At 60.5% G+C, this 17,411-nt stretch carries 11 protein-coding genes and 1 pseudogene; 6 read left to right on the top strand and 6 right to left on the bottom strand.

Annotated elements, in window-relative coordinates; all coding sequences use genetic code 11:
- Nucleotides 1-174 precede the first annotated feature (174 nt).
- From T5B8_RS05520 to T5B8_RS05510, 3 genes are read left to right on the top strand one after another with little or no spacing between them, the layout of a single operon-like run.
- Nucleotides 175-1,479, top strand: a complete 1,305-nt coding sequence (locus T5B8_RS05520) for an ATP-grasp domain-containing protein (RefSeq protein WP_293623910.1) — start codon at nucleotides 175-177, stop codon at nucleotides 1,477-1,479.
- A gap of 28 nt (nucleotides 1,480-1,507) precedes the next feature.
- Nucleotides 1,508-3,523, top strand: coding sequence for a CocE/NonD family hydrolase (locus T5B8_RS05515; protein ID WP_353176937.1), 2,016 nt, complete (start codon nucleotides 1,508-1,510; stop codon nucleotides 3,521-3,523).
- A gap of 43 nt (nucleotides 3,524-3,566) precedes the next feature.
- On the top strand, nucleotides 3,567-4,982 hold the full coding sequence (locus T5B8_RS05510; protein ID WP_353176935.1) for an amidase: 1,416 nt from the start codon (nucleotides 3,567-3,569) through the stop codon (nucleotides 4,980-4,982).
- On the opposite strand, the gene ectA is transcribed toward T5B8_RS05510, so the two are convergent.
- Nucleotides 4,979-5,506 (bottom strand): diaminobutyrate acetyltransferase, encoded by a 528-nt coding sequence (gene ectA, locus T5B8_RS05505; RefSeq protein ID WP_353176934.1) that lies wholly within the window; start codon nucleotides 5,504-5,506, stop codon nucleotides 4,979-4,981. The two genes, T5B8_RS05510 and ectA, sit on opposite strands and share 4 nt — an antisense overlap.
- A 217-nt stretch (nucleotides 5,507-5,723) precedes the next feature.
- Here ectA and T5B8_RS05500 point away from each other — a divergent pair, with 217 nt between their 5' ends.
- The gene (locus T5B8_RS05500; RefSeq protein WP_353176932.1) at nucleotides 5,724-6,188 is read left to right on the top strand and encodes a DUF2243 domain-containing protein; all 465 of its coding nucleotides are present in this window, start codon (nucleotides 5,724-5,726) and stop codon (nucleotides 6,186-6,188) included.
- A complete protein-coding gene (locus T5B8_RS05495; RefSeq protein ID WP_353176930.1) occupies nucleotides 6,185-6,973 on the top strand; it encodes a cytochrome c oxidase assembly protein in 789 nt (262 codons plus the stop codon). Before T5B8_RS05500 ends, T5B8_RS05495 begins: the two co-directional genes overlap by 4 nt.
- A 38-nt stretch (nucleotides 6,974-7,011) precedes the next feature.
- On the opposite strand, the gene T5B8_RS05490 is transcribed toward T5B8_RS05495, so the two are convergent.
- Nucleotides 7,012-8,865, bottom strand: a complete 1,854-nt coding sequence (locus T5B8_RS05490) for an alpha/beta hydrolase (protein ID WP_353176929.1) — start codon at nucleotides 8,863-8,865, stop codon at nucleotides 7,012-7,014.
- A gap of 554 nt (nucleotides 8,866-9,419) precedes the next feature.
- On the opposite strand from T5B8_RS05490, the pseudogene T5B8_RS05485 reads away from it, so the two are divergent.
- A pseudogene (locus T5B8_RS05485) lies at nucleotides 9,420-10,509 on the top strand (IS3 family transposase).
- A gap of 422 nt (nucleotides 10,510-10,931) precedes the next feature.
- Here the strand turns inward: T5B8_RS05485 and brxL are convergent.
- From brxL to T5B8_RS05465, 4 genes are read right to left on the bottom strand one after another with little or no spacing between them, the layout of a single operon-like run.
- Nucleotides 10,932-13,070, bottom strand: a complete 2,139-nt coding sequence (gene brxL / locus T5B8_RS05480) for a BREX system Lon protease-like protein BrxL (RefSeq protein WP_353176927.1) — start codon at nucleotides 13,068-13,070, stop codon at nucleotides 10,932-10,934.
- Between the two features lie 12 nt (nucleotides 13,071-13,082).
- Nucleotides 13,083-15,581: a BREX-1 system phosphatase PglZ type A gene (gene pglZ, locus T5B8_RS05475; protein ID WP_353176925.1), complete on the bottom strand. Its 2,499-nt coding sequence runs from the start codon at nucleotides 15,579-15,581 to the stop codon at nucleotides 13,083-13,085.
- Entirely contained in the window at nucleotides 15,578-16,255 is a 678-nt protein-coding gene (locus tag T5B8_RS05470; RefSeq protein ID WP_353176924.1) for a DUF4276 family protein, read from the bottom strand. Before T5B8_RS05470 ends, pglZ begins: the two co-directional genes overlap by 4 nt.
- Nucleotides 16,252-17,364 carry an AAA family ATPase gene (locus T5B8_RS05465; RefSeq protein ID WP_353176922.1) on the bottom strand — a complete coding sequence of 371 codons (1,113 nt, stop codon included), beginning with the start codon at nucleotides 17,362-17,364 and terminating at the stop codon, nucleotides 16,252-16,254. Before T5B8_RS05465 ends, T5B8_RS05470 begins: the two co-directional genes overlap by 4 nt.
- Nucleotides 17,365-17,411 lie beyond the last annotated feature (47 nt).

Raw genomic sequence — 17,411 nt, 5'->3', positions numbered from 1 at the left:
CTGTTAAGGGCTGTTACGGGTGAAATTACGGATAGTTCTACCCCGGTTATGACTCCTAGGGTCGCGCTCCTTGTCCAGTTTTCACAGCGACGGTGATCGTTGGCGCGCCCTCGAAATCGTGCGCTCGAGCACCGCGCTGTCCTCAGATTCGACTACTCGGAGACCTGCCGAACCATGGACGACGAACAAAACATCGCAGTCATCGGTCTGGATGACTTCAACCTCGACATGCTGCGCACGGTGCGCGACGCCGAGCGCTACAACTTTTCCGGCCTGATCGACTACGACCAGATCGTGAATCCGGAAAAATATCCGGTCGAGGATTTCATTCATGACGCGCAGAACGGCATGGACGAGGTTCCTGGCGGCTTGCAGGCCATCGTCGGCCACTGGGATTTCCCCACCACCAGCCTGCTGCCGATCCTGCGCGACCGCGCCGGGCATGCCACGCCCTCGCTCAAGGCGGCGCTGATGTGCGAGAACAAATACGGCACGCGCCTGGCCACATCGGAAGTCGCGCCCGAGCTCACGCCGCCCTTCGCCCTGGTCGATCCCGAGGACGATGCGCTGCTCGACGATCCGCCACTGCCGTATCCGTTCTGGCTCAAGCCGGTGGTCGCGTTTTCGAGCACGCTGGGCTTTCGTATCGATAGCCGCGAAGATCTGCGCCACGCGCTGCGCGAAATCCGCCAGGGCATCGGCAAGTTCGCCGAGCCCTTCGAGGCCTTCAGCCAGCGCGCCACACTGGGCGATCAGCGTGCACTGTTGCGCGGGCGCTATTGCGTAGCCGAAGGCATCATCGCCGGGCGTGGCTGCACCGTCGAAGGCTATGTGCAGAACGGCGAGGCCCATGTCTACGGCGTGATCGATTCGTTGCGTGCCCCGGGCGGTTCGAGCTTCACGGGCTATGTGTATCCGTCGAACCTGCCGGATGACGTGCTCGATCACATGCGCCAGAAGTCCTGCGAGCTGGCCGCCCATATCGGCCTGGACAATACGCCGTTCAATATCGAGTTCCTGTGGGACGAAGAGCGCGACGATCTCAAGCTGCTCGAGGTCAACGCACGGATCTCGAAGTCGCACTCGCCGCTGTTCTATCTGGTCGAGGGCGCATCGCACCACGAAGTGGCTATCGACGTGGCCATGGGCAAGCAGCCCAACTTCCCGAACGGCGGCGGCCCGTACAACTATTCGGCCAAGTTCATGCCGCGTGTCTACGACAGCGCACGTGTTACCCGTGTCCCCAGCCAGAAGGATATCGAGCGTCTGCGCGAGCGCTTTCCGCATGCGATGTTCAAAAGCCATGTCAGCGAAGGCATGCAGCTCGAGGATCTGCCCAACCAGGACAGTTACAGCTTCGAGTTGGGCGACCTGTTCCTGGGCGCGGACAAGTACGACGACTTGAACACGTATTTCCACGAGGCCATGCATATCCTCGGATATCGGTTCTCGCGTAAGGTCGAGACCAACTACGACTGACATTCACGACGTCGAACAAGCGAACTACATGAGCGATCTAGCGGCACACGAGGCCCATCACCGCGTCATCGAGCACACCACTATTCCGATGAGCGACGGCACCCATCTGGCAGCCCGTATCTGGCTGCCCGACGACGCCGAAAGCCAACCGGTGCCGGCGATCCTCGAGTACATCCCGTATCGCAAGCGTGACTTCACCCGTTCGCGCGATGAAACCATGCACCCGGTATTTGCCGACAACGGCTATGCCGGCGTGCGCGTGGACCTGCGCGGCAGCGGCGACTCGGAAGGCGTGCTCGAAGACGAATATCTCGAGCTCGAACTCCAGGACGGCGTGGAGGTCATCGAATGGCTGGCCAAACAGCCGTGGTGTGACGGCAGCGTCGCGATGATCGGGATCTCCTGGGGCGGCTTCAACGGGCTGCAGGTCGCGGCCCGCCAGCCCGAGGCGTTGAAGGCCGTCATCAGCGTGTGCTCGACCGACGATCGCTATGCCGACGACGTCCATTACATGGGCGGCTGTCTGCTCGGCGACAACCTGTCCTGGGCGTCGGTGATGTTCGCTTTCAACTCTCTGCCGCCGGACCCGCAGCTGGTCGGCGAGCAGTGGCGCGACCTGTGGTTCAAGCGCCTGGAAGGCAGTGGCCTGTGGCTGGAGAAGTGGCTGGCCCACCAGACGCGTGACGACTATTGGCGCCACGGCTCGATCTGCGAGGATTTTTCCTCGGTCCAGTGCCCGGTGCTGGCGGTAAGCGGCTGGGCGGACGGCTACACCAATTCCGTATTCCGCCTGCTCGACAATCTGGATGTACCCACCCAGGGGCTGGTCGGCCCCTGGAGTCACAAGTATCCGCACCAGGGCGTGCCCGGGCCGGCCATCGATTTTCAGGGCGAAGTGCTGCGCTGGTGCGATCGCTGGATAAAGCATATCGACAACGGCGTGGAAAACCAGCCGGCCCTGCGGGCCTGGATGCAGGAGAGCATTCCGCCCTCGGGGAGCTACAGCTTCCGCCCCGGCTATTGGGCTGGCGAAAGCCAGTGGCCGCCGCAGCGCGATGAACGCGTATACCAGCTCGAACCCGATCTGCTGACCGAGAACTTCGACAATCCCGAAGTCGGCCACCACGATGTCGAGTCGCCGCTGAGCGTGGGCCTGTTCGCCGGCAAATGGTGCTCCTATGCCGCCGGCCCCGACCTGCCCCACGATCAGCGCGAGGAAGACGGCGGCGCCCTGGTGTTCGATACCGAGCTGTTCGAGCAGGATTTCGAAATGCTTGGCGCGCCGGTGGTCGAACTGGAGCTGTCCTGCAATCAGCCGACCGGCATGGTCGCGGTGCGTCTGTCCGACGTTGCCCCGGACGGCAGCGCCACGCGTTGTACCTACGGGCTGCTCAACCTCACCCATCGCAACGGCCACGACCGGGTCGAGGAACTCGAGCCGGGCAAACGCTATCGCGTATCGGTGCAATGCAACGAGCTGGGCCAGATCATCGCGGCCGGCCACTGCCTGCGCCTGAGCGTGTCCTGCTCCTACTACCCGCTGGCATGGCCGCCGGCGCAGTCCACCCGGCTGACGGTTCATACCGAGAACTCGCGCCTGCGCCTGCCCGAACGCGAGCGCCAGGCAAGCGACGCCGATATCGCCTTCGATGCGCCGCGCGACGTACCCAAGCTCGACGTCGAACAACTCACCCAGGGTCAGCAGCGCTGGCTGGTGCATCGCGATCTCGACAGCAACGAGTCGACGCTGGAGGTCATCAAGGACGGCGGACGCTACCACATCGCCGACGCCGATCTGACCGTCGCCGACGATACGCGCGAGTACTACAGCTTTCGCACCGGCGATTTCGGCTCGCCCAGCGCGGAAGTCGTGGCGCATCGCACGCTCGAACGTGAAGGCTGGTCGGTCTACACGCGTACCCGCACCGTGCTCACCGCGGACAGCAAGGATTTTCACGTGCACGCCGAGCTCGACGCCTACGAAGACGGACGTCGCGTCTACTCGAACAACTGGAATCGAACGATCGCGCGCAACGGCGTTTGATGCGAGCACGCGCTACGCAGATTTGGACGACCCGAAAACAGCTATGCAAATCGATGACTACATCCGCCTGACTGGGACCGATATGCTGGCGCGCCTGGCCCGGCGTGAGGTCAGTGCGACAACGCTGGCCGACTGCGCGCTGCGGCGTATCGAACAGGTCGATGACCGGCTCAACGCCTTCTGTCATATCGACGAACGCGCTACCCGGGATGCCGCGGCAGCCGCCGACGAGCGCTACCGCAGCGGCCAGCCCATGGGCCGGATCGACGGTTTGCCCGTGGCGGTGAAAGACGCCTTCGACATGATCGGCTGGCCGACCCGCGACGGCTCCAAACTCACCGACAGCCAGGCCAAGACCTTCGATGCACCCACGGTCACGGCCTGTCGACGCCATGGCTTCGTGCCCGCCGGCAAGACCACTACACCGGAATTCGGCTGGAAAGCGGTCACCGATTCGCCGCTGACGGGCATCACCCGCAACCCCTGGAACACGAACATGACCTGCGGTGGCTCGAGCGGCGGCAGTGCCGCGGCGGTGGCCGCAGGCGTCACCCCGGTCGCGCTCGGCGCCGATACCGGCGGCTCGATACGCATCCCGGCCAGCTTTTGCGGCGCGGTGGGCTTCAAGCCATCACATGGCCATGCGCCCACCCTGCCCGGCAGCCACCACGACAAGCTTACCGAACGCGGGCCGATTACCCGCACGGTTCAGGACGCGGCTACGCTGATCGACGTTATTACCGAAAGTGATCCGAGTACGCCCCAGCACGGCGGCGACGAAAGCCGCTCCGACCGTGCCATGGCCGGCGACATCCGCGGTCTGCGTATTGCCTTCAGCCCGGCGCTGGGTTTCGATGTCGACGTGGATCCGCAGATCGCGGCCGCGCTCGAGCATTGCGCGGACCTGCTGGCCAGCCACGGTGCGCGCGTGGTGCGTACCGATCCGCCCATCCATCCGGATACGGGCTCGCTGCGCGACAGCTACCACCAGCTGTTCTTCACCGAGACGGCGGTCATGGCCCGGAACTGGAGCGCCGCCCAGATCGAAACGCTGGATGCGCCCCTGCAGCCGATGGTCCAACGCTATCTACAGGCCAGCGCGGCCGATTATCTCGCCGCCGACAGCGAACGGGTCGCGCTGATGCAGCGCATGAGCGATTTTCATCGCGACTACGATCTCGTGCTCTGTCCGACCGCGCCCGTACTGCCCTTCGAGGCCGGACGCGAAGTACCGGCCGATTGGCCGCACGAGCGCTGGACCAGCTGGGCGGTGTTCGCCTGGCCCTGGAACATGAGCGGCCAGCCGGCCATCACCGTACCCTGCGGCTTCGGTGACGGCGAGCGCCCGATCGGCGCCCAGTTCGTCGGCGCCCGCCACGCCGATCATCTCGTGATGCGCGCCGGGCGCGTACTACAGCAGACCCATCCGCTCACCGACCGGGCACCACGTCTGGGCTAAGCGCCGTCGCTTGCCTGGCCGCGCCCCGGTGTCGATAGCGGCGTGACCGTGAACAGTTCTTCCGGATAGACGTTGTCGGGGCCGAAGTGGGTAGCTTCCAGGTAATCCGGGGTCACGTGGCACTGCGCGCCCTCGGCCTGGGCCAGACGTCGGAACAGCCCCTGCGAGGCGCTGTTGCTCGCCGTCACCGTGGCTTCGAGGGTCGTGACCTGGGCACAGACCGGTCGCGCCAGCACGGCCTGAATCATGCGCAGCGGCAGGCCTTCACCCCGCCCCTCGGCATGCACGCCCACCTGCCATAGGAAATAGGTGTTCGCCTTCTTCGGATGCAGATAGCCGCTCACGAAGCCGATGATATGCCCGCCGCGTTCGGCGACCACGGTGGTTTCCGAGAAATGGGTGCACTGCAGGATATTGCAGTAGACCGAGTTCTCGGCCAGCGGATGCAGCGCCCGCACGAAACCGTGCAGCCGCGCGCCGTCGTTTACATCGGGTTCGCGAAGAACCAGCGTTTCGTCGCTCATTGCGTTATCGCCGTTTGGAATCTGGCGCCATGCTAAAACCCAGACTGCGTTTCCTCCTTGAGTAGAAGTACGTAACGGTAGCCACCGGGGCGTCGGACATCGATTACGGTATCGATGGCCAACGCAGCGCGACGCAACCGCATGCGGAAATTGCGGATTGTTCGTGGCGGCGTGCCGGCCTAGCCTCGGACCGACATTTTTCGTTCAAGGCCGCGCGATGTCCGCTTTTGAACACACCGGCGTCAATACCCGTGCCACCCTCCAATCCGGCCTGCTGATCGGCATCGGGCTGATGGCAGCGATCGACGAGATCGTGTTCCATCAGCTGCTGGCCTGGCACCACTTCGTCGACGTGCGCTCGGGCGCCTTCGCCCTGTTCTCCGACGGTCTGCTGCATGCCGGCGAGCTGCTGTTCCTGGTGGCCGGGGCGTTTATCGCCCGCTCGCTGTTGCAGGCACAGCGCTTCGCGCCCCGGCATTTCAAAGCCGCCCTTTTGCTCGGTGCGGGTGGTTTCCAGATCTTCGACGGCGTGGTCGATCACAAGATCCTCGGCCTGCATCAGGTGCGCTATGTCGACCCCGTCTGGCCCTACGACGTGGCATGGATCGGCGCCGGCCTGCTCATACTCGTGGCGGGCATGCTCGCCCTGCGCAACGCGCGGCGACACAGCGCCCACCAGTGATCGGGCATGCGTTGCTCGTCGCGGGCGTCTGCGCGGCGACTCTGGCCTATGGTCGGGCCTGGTACGCCTGTCGAAACGAATGGCCCCTGCGACGGGGGCTGAGCTGGCTGGCGGGCGCCGCGCTGGCCCTGATCGCACTCAGCCCGCCCATGATGCATTTTGGCCATGCCCGCATCGAAGGCCATATGATCCAGCACCTCATGCTCGGCATGTATGCCCCGGTTGGGCTGGTGCTGGCCGCGCCCGTCACCCTGGCGCTACGCGTGCTGCCAAAGCGCGCCGGCCGTACCCTGGTGCGTCTGCTCGCCAGCATACCGGTGCGCATGCTTGCCCATCCGGTCAGCGCCGCGCTGCTGGATATCGGCGCCATGTTCGTGCTGTATCTCACTCCGCTCTACGGCTTCATGCACGACACGCCGTGGGCGAGCACGCTGCTGCACCTGCACTTTCTGCTCGCCGGCTGTCTGTTCGTATGGTCGATCGTCGGGCCGGACCCGGCCCCACACCGCCCCGGGCTACGCCTGCGCCTGCTCGTGTTCTTCCTGGCAATGGCGCTGCACGGCGCCCTGTCGAAGTACATGTATCTGCACGGCTATCCGCTCGATTCGGCGAGCACGCTCGATCAGCGGCGCTTGGCAGCAGAACTGATGTACTACGGCGGCGACCTGGCCGCGATCGCCATGGCGATTGCCTTCTTTGCCGCCTGCTTCAGACCGCGCGCGCCGGCCTGCCGTAGCCAGGGCGGGATCGGCACAAAGCGAACACGTACGCCCACCCGTTGCTGATGCGCCGGGCGCCGTGCCGGCCACGCGTCACTCCGTCACTACGGACGCGGGTCGTCTGGCAACAACGGCAGATCGACGGCCCCCGAAAGCGTCACCACGCGCGGCAGCCGATTGAAGCTGAGGTAGTACTGGTTGTGAAAACCGTAGGCCATGAGATACACCTCATCGCCAGCTTGCAGATGGGTCGATACACCCACCAGCGGTTGGGCGTAATTGCCGTCGCTGTGTCCGCGCAGCGGGGCCACCTGGGTGTTGATCAGATCGATCCGGGTTTCGCCCCGGCGCTTGACGCCCAGCCCCACGAATACGATCGCGTCGTCAGCCGTGCTATCGAGCTGCAAATCCGCCATCGGGATGCCGGCCAGGGTCATCGGCTGATCGGCCGTGAACAGGAACAGCTCGCGCGAGGGCGCGGTCAGTTCGTTGAGCAATTCGGGCGGTAGCAGCTGCAACACCTCGTCGGTGAGTACGCTGTCGATTTCCGCGGGATTGGTGAGTAGCGCCTCGAGCGTGTCGAACAAATTCGCGACGGTCATGCCCAGCGACTCGGCGATCGTCGGCAGCAACGGGCTACCGTTGACCTGCAGACCCTGGAGCACGTTGACCACGGTTTCGACGACCGGCCCGGTGGTTAACGTGGTCGCCGGGATCGAGTAGCGCGCTCCGCCGATGGGAATATCGTCGGTGACGATGCCGTGGGTATCGTCCTGAACGAAACAGTTGGCGTCGATCGCCGGCCGGGCCGGCACGCCCCGCAGTTTCTCATCGAGAAAGCTGAGCATGCGTTCGGATGTATCGTAGGTGGCATTACCGCAGACCACACGCGGGTCCAGATCGAAACCGAACGCGCCCTGTACCGCCTGGAACAGCGGCAGAATATGACCGGTACGCTGCACGAGCAGGCGTACGTCGTTACCGGCAGCGCGCAGACACTGGGCGTTGCGAACGGCCTCGTTCATATTGAACAGGGTGTCGTTGACGCCCTGCACGATAAAGGCATCGACTCGCGGCACGCCTTCGCTCGGACGCAGGCCGTCACAGAAGGCATTCAAACCGTTGCCACGGACTTCGTCGAGAATGTCGTCGGAAATACTGCCGAACTGCGCCTGCAGGAAGCCTTCGTAGAGAAAGGGGTCGAGTGCGCCTTCGGCCCCGGTCACACCCAGCAATACCAGCAGATCCAGCCAGACCGTCTTCGGCGTGTCGTTTGGCGCCAGACTATAGGTGAGGTCGTACCAGGTCGCTGCCGGCACGATGGCGTCGATACGCGGGTCGATACCCGACGCAACCAGTTGAAATCCGCCCCCGTAGGACAAACCCAGCGCGCCAATCACCGGATCGCCGCGGCGATAGGCCAGATGGCCGCCTAACTCCGCCACGGCATAATCGATCACGGCGCGGGTATCGCGACCCTCGAAATCCGGATTTTCGACCTTGACGCTACCACCGGTTTCGCCAAAGCCACGCTGGTCGAAACTGACCACGAAATAGCCCGCTTTCCAGGCCTCGCGCGTAGCCAGTTCCGATGCATTGGCATCGTCGGGCACGTCGTCGAGATCGGTAATACGGCTACCGCCAAAGCCGTGGCTTTGCACGATCAGCGGCGCACATTCGCCCGCCTCCAGTGCGGGCGTGTACAGCGTCATGGCCACATCGATGGTTGTGCCGTCGATCGCCGTGGATTGGGTAATGGCGTCCCGACTGTCTGCCGCCTGCGCCGGTGCGTCTTCATCGCAGTACAAGTTGGCCGAAACCGGCGGCGTATCGCCACCGCCGCCCAGCGATGGGCTGGAGCCGCCCACATCGACCGAACCGTCATCGCCGCAGGCCGACAAACCGGCCACCGTGATCAGCACTGCGGCTGATCGTATGCACACACGCCCTATACCCATGGTCTCCCCTCGCGCTGGCCATCTGAGTCGACGACCTGGTTCTAATAGTCACTCGACGTTAGCGCACCGGCGACAGCGAGTCATCGGTATTTATTACCTTTTACGACGTTAATTTCAACGCTCCTGCACCCAGGCCGAGCCGTCGTCGCATTCTGTCGAGGAGGAGAATCGCTGCACTCACGCAACAACGCAGGCCCATCAAATAATGAGCCTTCTTTGCTTGCATGGCGGGCCCGGGAAGATTATTCGCCGCTACGCGGCTCACCCCTTCGGGGCCGGTGCGGCTGACGCCGCCCCGTTCAACCGCGCCGGGCGCGGTTGTCGAACTGACTTGTTATTTGTCGGGAGTTCGAATTGCGTCGTTGCAAATAAAAAAGGCTCCCCATTTCTGGAGAGCCTTCTTTGCATGGCGGGCCCGGGATGCGGTTCGTAGCCATATTTAACGGCATGCTTTCCATTGCCGTTACTTTTCTTCTATCGCGCCCACGACCATCCCCCGCTATTGAGTAGCAGCCCAATCTAGAGTCCAATCACCCAAAGCCTGGAGATTGGATATGAAAAAACGCTATACCGAAGAGCAGATCATCGGTTTTCTGAAGGAGCCGAGGCCGGTACGCCCGTTAAAGAGCTGTGCCGCCGGCACGGCTTTTCCGAGGCGAGCTATTACACCTGGCGGAATAAGTTCGGCGGCATGGACGTCTCGGATGCCAAGCGACTGAAAGCGCTTGAGGCCGAGAACAGTCGCTTGAAGCGGCTATTAGCCGAGTCGATGCTCGAAAACGAGGTCACGCGCGAGGCCTTGCGAAAAAAATGGTAACCGCAGCAGCCAAGCGCGAGCTGGTGCGGTTCATGGGTCAGCGCGGCTTGAGCGAACGACGTTCGCTGGCCGTGGTGGCGATGAGTGCTAGCGCATTCCGGTATCAGCCGACACCGGATCAGAACGAACGCTTGCGGGCTGAGATTCTACGTCTGGCACAGCGTTATCGGCGTTATGGCGCGCCGATGATCTATCTCAAGCTTCGCCAGGCCGGCTGGTCCGTGAACCACAAGCGCGTCGAACGACTCTATGCCGAGCAAGGCCTGCAGGTTCGACGAAGACGACGAAAGAAGGTGCCGATCTCCGACCGGCAGCCGTTGATACGCCCCGCTCGGGCGAACGAAGTCTGGTCGATGGATTTTGTATTCGACCGTGTAGCTGACGGTCGCGCCATCAAATGCCTGGGCATCGTCGACGACGCCACGCACGAGTGCGTGGCACTCGTGCCCGGTCGATCGATGAGCGGCACGCAAGTCGCCCGTGTACTTGATGCGTTGGCACTCACCCGCGGTCTGCCGACGGTCATACGATCAGATAACGGGCCCGAGTTCATTGGCAAGGCGATGATGAACTGGGCGCATGACAACGGTGTCGAGCTCAAGCAGATCGAGCCTGGCAAACCGAACCAGAACGCCTATATCGAGTTCTTCAACGGCCGCTTCCGCGATGAATGCTTGAACGAGCACTGGTTCGTAAGCCTTGCCCATGCCACCACGATCATCCGCGCCTGGCATCGGGAGTACAACGAAGAACGACCGAAGAAGGAACTTAGCGGGCTGACGCCCGCTGACTACGCTGCGCAAATGGCCGCAGAAGCGGCAATCTGAACTCGTGGGCTCTGGATCGAAATGCTACTAAAGCCGGGGGATGGTCGCTGCCATTACGCGGGCGCGCCGCCGATGCACTCACGGCTTGGATGAATGCGAGGGGCGGCGACGAAGGCCCACTCTTTATGGGCATCCACCGTAGCGGTCGTTAGCTCGGCAGACTGAGCGGCCGCGCGATCGACCGGGTCGTGCGATTGCGTGCCGAGGCGGCCGGGATCGATGCATCAAATATCGGGGCCCACAGCCTGCGTGTGGGATTTCTGACGGAAGCCGGGCCCCGAGGAATTTCGTTGACCGATGCAATGGAAATGTCGCGACATCGGAAATTGCGAATCACGATGGATTATTACGAGCACGGGCGGCTGGAACGGAATGCGGCGGTTGATGTGCTCAATGACGCGGAAGATAGGTAGCGGTCTCACTCAACAGCCCGCGGATTCCGACTTTGAAATATCCGGTCCACGCACCTGGCGGACGAGGGTCCGGGCGCCATTGCCCTCCGTAATGCACCTACGCTTGCTGATGAAAGTTACCTCGAAGGCTTTGCTCGACCGAAACTGCTGCAACCTGTTCGCAAACGCGAAAGCCTCATTCATCTCGTAATGCTGAAAGATGTCCAACCCCCGATCCAGTGAAATCTTCCAGCCGTAGTTTGTAACGATATGACGCGCGTGAATAGTACCGCTTTCGTCAAACTCCCAGGTGAAGTCGATGCCCACGGTGCGAGCGGACTCCTGGATCTTTTCAAAACTCTCGTCTTGCAGATCACCCTTGAACTCGTCCCGGACGGTGACGAGGTGAACCGACACTTCATCTTCTTCGGCCTTGTTTTTCACGATGACCTCGAGAAACTCCATGAAATTGCGGATCTGATAGAAAAGCCGAATGTAGGGGTCTGTGACGGTAATCTTGCTGGCTCCCTTCAGGTATGCGCCAAACAAGCCGTCGAATGAGATGCCTTTTTGGTTCTCCTGGAAGGTCAGGTGTTTTTCCTCCAGCGCAGGCTCAGGGGCGCGGGGCTCTTTGGGCCCGCCACCTTTGACGTCTGCTGCTGGCTCGGGGTCTAACCCCCCGTCATCAGGGGTGGACACCGTCTGGTGGTAGTAACCTGGGTACTCTTCTTCCTCAAGTGTCGTGACCAGTATTTCATGGCCTTGTTGATCCTGATAGGAAAACCGGACTTCGCCGTAGGTGGTATCAATCCGCTGTAACTGGTCCTTGACCCGCTTGCGCCCCTCGATGGCAAAACGCAGCACTTCTTCAACCTCATCACTGGTTGCTCCGCCCTGGGGGAACAGGATCTTCATCAAGCCAGAAAAGGTCTTGTTAATACCGTCCCGGTCACGGGTCGAGATATCCGAAGAGAGGGTAAAGTACTCCCCGTACTGATCGGAATAATCGTAGTTCCGCATCGAGCGCAGGATTTCCGCAAGGTAGTCCACCACGAAGCCATAGCCGTCGGAGAACATCTCGCCCCGGATGATATCCACCTCCCACCCGGGGATGTAAAAATGGATCCGGTCGAGGAAGGCAGAGTCGTAGAATTTGTCCGGCAGCTCATCGAACAGGTCCGAATGCTTCAGCATATAAGGTACGGTATGCCGGGTATTCCCCACGAACACCATGGACGCCTCGGCGCCCAGGGTCTCCACGCCCCGGGAGAAGGACTTGTTGGCCATATAGTTCTTCATGATGTCAACGAGGGCTTTGTCGACGCGCTTCTGCTTGCCGGCGAATTCGTCGAAGGCCACACAATCCCAGTACCCTACCAAGCCGATCTTGCCGCTGGAGTTATTCACAAACAGCTTGGGTACGGTGACTTCACCTCCGGATACCAGAATCCCATGGGGCGAGAACTCCGAGTAAACGTGGGATTTGCCTGTCCCCTTGGGTCCGAGTTCGATCAGGTTGTAGTTGCGCTCGCAGAAAGGAACCAGGCGCAGGAGCTGGAGGAGCTTACTGCGCTTGCCAAACATTTCCGGATTAAAGCCAATGCTCTGTATCAGCAGGTCAATCCACTCATCGGTGCTGAACTGCTGCCGCGCAGCGACGTAGGCGCCGTAGTCGAAATGCGAAAGCTGAATTGGCTTGAGGGTGGACAGGATCCAGGGGCTGGCGTTCTGGTCTTCAGAAAATACGTATTCGATGTCCGCGATGCACCAGACGCCGCTTACCAGGAGTTTGGGGTGGGCCTTCACGGTTCCCGAATCCACCAATACCTTCTTGATCCCCAGGTTGGAGAACTGCGCCTCGTAGGCATCTGTCTTCTCATTCAAGGCTACGCTGATCTTGTCGATCACCTTGTAGCGCCCTTTCTCCTTGATATTAGAGCGCACCAGTCCGGCTTCATTACGGTGGACATAGTGCTTGGCCAGAATTTCCTTGACCGTTTCGATACCCGTCTGAATCGTGGCCTCATCACTGGTGGCGCAGTACTGGCCGAGCAGATACTCCAGTACGTATGAGGGAACGATGGCGTTGCCCTTGACCGTTTTCACCAGGTCTTTGCGCACTACCAAGCCCGGGAAGTGTTCGTTGATCTTTTGGTCAAGCGTACTCATTGGCTACAACCCTCAAAAATCGAAATCGCTGGTAAAGGAGCGCCGCATCAGATACCTGAGCGACTTGTACTCCTTGTAGTGGGAGGTACCGGCGTGCTGCTCGTCCAGGCGCAGGAAGACCTCCTGGCCGTTGGCTCCATCCGCATTGCGGCTGAGCACGAAGCGCACCTGAAGCTCCCGCTCGCGAGGATTCTCCGATGTCAGATCGAACGACAACTCATGACTATCCGAGATCAATTCCCCTGCCTGGGTGTAAATTCCGGCCCGCAGGTGGCGAGGCTGTACTTTCTCGGTAACCGGTCCGGACTGATACAAGGTGACGGCCAGTTGGCCGGAAGTGATCACCGAGCTGGCCCCGCGCAGGATGTCCACCTCAACGGCGCTGACATCGCTCTGGCGCTTCTTGTTGACCTTCAGGACCGGAATCACAACTTCCTGAAGGGACGCCCCGCCATGCACAAAGCGGCTGCCTGAGCCTTTAAGGCGCAGCCGGTTGATGGATTTGGGTATCTGCACTTCCATCTCGCCATCCAGCCCAAGCTGCTCAGACGAGAAGTGATGGAACGCCGGAGAGGCGGACAGTCCCTTACCCAGCACGAAACGACGGTCCCGGTAGCGAATATCATCGCCAGTAACGACATCGCCCAGGAAGTCACTCTCATCCAGCTCACGGTTCTGGTAAATAAAGCCGTGGTCAGCGGTGATCAGCAGGTTGTTGGCGTTGGCCGCCGTAAGCTTCTTGATCAAGCGTATGAGATCAGCCAGGGTCTGTTCCGCCGCTTCAAAAGCCTGCCCCTCTGAATGCATCTTGTCGCCGGTATGGTCGATGCGGTTGTGGTAGATGTACAGCACATCATTACCTTTGAGCAGTTCCCGGCTGTCTTCCCGGTTGAGCTGCATAAAATCCTCTGCCTTGACGGCCCGGCCCCGCCCATCCAGGGCGGCCTGCAGGATCTTGGTACGGTTGACCGTGCCCTGTGAGCTTTGGCCATCCACCAGTACCGTGCCGGTATCGTTGTCGGCGATCGCCAAGGACTTGTTGGGCAGCAGCGCCGCCATACCGAGCTGCGTATAGCTGGGAAGGGTCGAGAGTGCCGGTTCGAGCTCCGCGCTGTAGCGATCTTCCTGCCGGATAAGGCCCAGCAGCTCGTCACCAATCTCGTAGCGCATAGCGTCGGAAATGATCACGCAGATCCGCTTGTCCTTGCGCAGGTACGGGCGAACCCAGTGCTCGAAAAAGGCCTTTTGCTGAACGACTGGATAGGCCTCCCAGCGCGGCGCGGCGTCCACGTGAACCTGGAAGCTATCGCCCAGCTTGAGCAAGTAGTTGTTGGAATACAGATTCTCCACCTGATCACTGAGTTCACCCATCAACGAGGCCTGGCCAGACATGCGCACATGGTAGGTAAACTTGCGGTAGAGCTGATCCAACTGGAACCAGGTGCGGCTGTATCGCTGAACGCCGTCGGAGAGGCTGTCCATGGTGAGACGAGCCTTACCCAGCATCTGGACAAAGCGCGCCGCAAACTCAATGGCTTCATACAGGTGGCGGAACTCCCCGTACCAGTGGCCCTGCCGCCGCTGCCGGACCCACAGCGCCACATCGCCACTAGTGACCGTGCGGCCTACCACCGCCCGTACCAGGTCACTGATAATCTTCTGGTCGATTAGCCGGAAGTAGTCCAACTCAACCAGGTCCCGGAAATCCCGCTTACCCAGATCCTGCTCAATGCCCAGCACGTCGGCACACTCGGCAGACAGAGTTTCAAACCCCTGCTCGAACTGCCGGCTGTCTTTCCAGCGCTTGAGGAACACCAGGGCATCGCCGGTCAGTTTGACCTCGCCATCGGTACCCATGGCGTAGCAGGATTTGAACAGCTCGATCACAAAGTCACGCAGGCTGGGGTCACTGGCCTCATAGCCGTAGAAGCGGGTGAGCTGCTCCCACAAAAAGCTATCCAGACCGCAACGCTCAATCAGCCGAATGCCATCATCGCGCTCTTCCGCCAGTTGCTGCAGCAGGGTTTCCACCACCGAGTCCATACGAGGCTCACTACCGGCACACACGGCCAGCATCTTCAGGCGCAGCTGACCGGCGGTATCGTCCGGCTTCAGCAACTTCTTCAACGCCTCTTTGCGCTTGATCGCCTGGAAAAACTCCGCGTGAGCCTGGGCCACCTCGGCAAACTCCAGGCCCAATTCCAGTTCGGACAGCCAGATGGCCACCTGGTCAGTCCGGAACTCGCCGTGGGCCAGCTGTACGTCCAGCAGCCAGTTGTCCAGGTCCTCTGGTTGTGGCCCCTCCTTGTACAGCAAGAATTTCTGTTCCGGTGACTCCCGCAGGATGCGATATTTCAGGCCGTACTCGTTGTTGGTTATCTCCAGCTTCTCCACGTCAGGAATGGAAACCGCTTCGAAGTCACCGCGCAGCTCCTGCTTGCTGTCATACCAGAACACAACCCGGTGCTTATCGAAAAGCCTGCTCAGCGCATAATTGATTTGCTGGCTCATTCTTTGCCCCCGAGCTTCTCCAGGCGCGACACCCATTCATCAAAGTGTTTGCAAGAGGCCCGTAGAGCATCGAGGCCGATGTGAGCCGCAACCGATACCCCCGATGTCACCTTGTCGTATTCCGGTATCTCTTTGAGAATTCGTTTTGACGGCGCTGTTTCGCGACCGTCGTTGATGAGCTCCGGATTTTGGGTGCCGACCATCTTCACCAAATTTCCAATTGGCTGGTCATGCTCCAGGTATTCCCAATCCAGCTTGGCCGGATCAGCAAGAATCAGGCTTTCAAACTCATGCAACTGGATATAGGGAATAAAGTTTGGTTTGTTCATTTCATTGCCAAAAGCAGCTTCGAGCCGCTCTATTCTTTGATAAGGCTCCAGCCGTTTCGCCTCTTCAAACCCTGGAAAATCCTCTGGCAAGGCATATAAATCGAACATACTGGTAAACCAGCATTCCTGATTGGCGTCTTCCTTCATCCAGGTTTCGATGTCTGCTTTTGCCTTCTGGTAACTGATCAGACCACCCCGGTATTCTTTGGCCGCCCGTTTGTCCTTGCTCGTCAGGACACAGCGCGCGTCGGTGTAGATATCAAAGTGCGCCAGATGGGGTGTCAAAACCTGGTCGACAAAGGCTTTCTCGGTCTGGCCCTCTGCGGTTATATGCAGTCGAATCACGGCTGCCCTCCCAGCACATTTTTCTCCCACAACTCCGAAAGGCTATATCGCTGCAACCATTCTCCCAACGCCTCCGGCTCGAGCCGGTGAAACGAACTGGCGCCGGTTTTTGAATCCCGCTCCACAATCACGATCTGCTCGGGAAGGAACTCGTCCACTAGCCGTGTGGACTGGGTGGCCAGGACCACCTGCGTTTTTTGGGATGCGCGTTTGATCATGCCAGCAAGCTCAAGCGTGGCAGCCGGATGAAGCCCCAGTTCCGGCTCATCCAGAACGATCACTTTTGGAAGCAACGCCGGTGGCTGCAACAGCAGCGTGGTCAGCGCCATGAAACGCAGGGATCCGTCGGAAATCTGATCCGGACCAAAAAGATAATCCTGGCGGTAGGTATCAGACCAGTTCAGTCGCACGAAACGGTCGTTGCCAGGAAGGGCATCCAGCACGAAGTCGTTGAACTGCGGCATAATCTTGCGAATATGCCGGACAATCCGTTCGTAGTACGGACGATAACTGTCCGACTCCTTCAACATCTTAAGAAAGGCCGCGAGGTTGCCCCCATCGCTGCGTAGGTAGGACACATCATCAACGTACACCCGATCCTTGATCCGGGCGGTGTCGGATGTGTCGTGAAACTGAAAGGTCTGTATGCCTCTAAGCAGACCGGTAAGCACCTTACTGGTGGGCCGATCGTCCTGCCCCAGCTCCGCTTCAGGGCCACCACTGGACAGAAAGTATTCCTGCGGCTTGGGGTGACCGGCCTTGTGGTAGCTCACCTGTTCACCACTGACGAATAACCGATCCGGTAACCCGTAGGACAGCTTTACATCGTAAGAGTCGGTGGTACTGTCATCTTCCAGCTTCACGCTGAAACTCAGCGATTCGGTCACCTTTGGGCCGTAGAACAGTAGCTGGCTGACACCCTGCCTGCCAACGTACTGCTGCAGTGCGCCAGTAGTCATAAACCCCAGCAGCCGAAACAGTGAAATCAGGTTGCTTTTCCCGGAGCCATTCGCCCCCAAAAGCACCGTGACATCGTTAAAGGCAATACGCTCGTAGTCGTGGTTGCTGATGGATTTAAAGCCTTTAACGGCAATTTCTTTCAATTTCATAGGTAGCCCTCCTTCACGAGCGACCTGAGATATTCATGAGAGGCCTG

The sequence above is a fragment of the Salinisphaera sp. T5B8 genome (assembly GCF_040361255.1).
Taxonomy (GTDB): domain Bacteria; phylum Pseudomonadota; class Gammaproteobacteria; order Nevskiales; family Salinisphaeraceae; genus Salinisphaera.
This window is presented reverse-complemented; position numbering and strand designations above follow the sequence as displayed.

Coding starts and splice junctions, on each gene's coding strand:
- T5B8_RS05520 (WP_293623910.1), top strand. CDS start 175: ATGGACGACGAACAAAACATCGCAGTCATCGGTCTGGATGACTTCAAC.
- T5B8_RS05515 (WP_353176937.1), top strand. CDS start 1,508: ATGAGCGATCTAGCGGCACACGAGGCCCATCACCGCGTCATCGAGCAC.
- T5B8_RS05510 (WP_353176935.1), top strand. CDS start 3,567: ATGCAAATCGATGACTACATCCGCCTGACTGGGACCGATATGCTGGCG.
- ectA (WP_353176934.1), bottom strand. CDS start 5,506: ATGAGCGACGAAACGCTGGTTCTTCGCGAACCCGATGTAAACGACGGC.
- T5B8_RS05500 (WP_353176932.1), top strand. CDS start 5,724: ATGTCCGCTTTTGAACACACCGGCGTCAATACCCGTGCCACCCTCCAA.
- T5B8_RS05490 (WP_353176929.1), bottom strand. CDS start 8,865: ATGGGTATAGGGCGTGTGTGCATACGATCAGCCGCAGTGCTGATCACG.
- brxL (WP_353176927.1), bottom strand. CDS start 13,070: ATGAGTACGCTTGACCAAAAGATCAACGAACACTTCCCGGGCTTGGTA.
- pglZ (WP_353176925.1), bottom strand. CDS start 15,581: ATGAGCCAGCAAATCAATTATGCGCTGAGCAGGCTTTTCGATAAGCAC.
- T5B8_RS05465 (WP_353176922.1), bottom strand. CDS start 17,364: ATGAAATTGAAAGAAATTGCCGTTAAAGGCTTTAAATCCATCAGCAAC.